Source organism: Pseudoalteromonas sp. CR1 (genome assembly GCF_019392235.1).
Taxonomy (GTDB): domain Bacteria; phylum Pseudomonadota; class Gammaproteobacteria; order Enterobacterales; family Alteromonadaceae; genus Pseudoalteromonas.
Genome location: NZ_JAHXRM010000170.1, coordinates 1 through 279, shown reverse-complemented (window position 1 = coordinate 279; position 279 = coordinate 1). Strand labels below are relative to the sequence as shown.

Here is a 279-nt window from a genome sequence, read left to right as displayed (position 1 = left end):
ATTTTCAGGCGCAAGCGTCGTACGGCGACATCGACCACATTGGTGTCGCTGTCGAAGTTCATGTCCCAGACCCGCGAGGCGATCATCGAACGTGACAGCACCTGATCCTGGTGGGTGGCGAACAGGTGCAGCAGGGCGAACTCCTTATTGGTCAGGGTAATGCGTGTACCGGCACGCGTGACCCGGCGTTTCAGTACATCGATTTGCAGGTCGGCAATGTGCAGGTGCTCTTCTTCGCGACTGGGGCCGCGGCGGGTCAGGGTGCGTAACCGGGCGACC

The 279-nt window shown here is 60.9% G+C and carries 1 protein-coding gene; it reads right to left on the bottom strand.

All coding sequences use genetic code 11. The annotated features are described in order from the left end of the window. Positions 1–279, bottom strand: a 279-nt coding sequence (locus KZZ04_RS18965; protein WP_219423808.1) for a winged helix-turn-helix domain-containing protein, incomplete at both ends; no start/stop codon positions are given.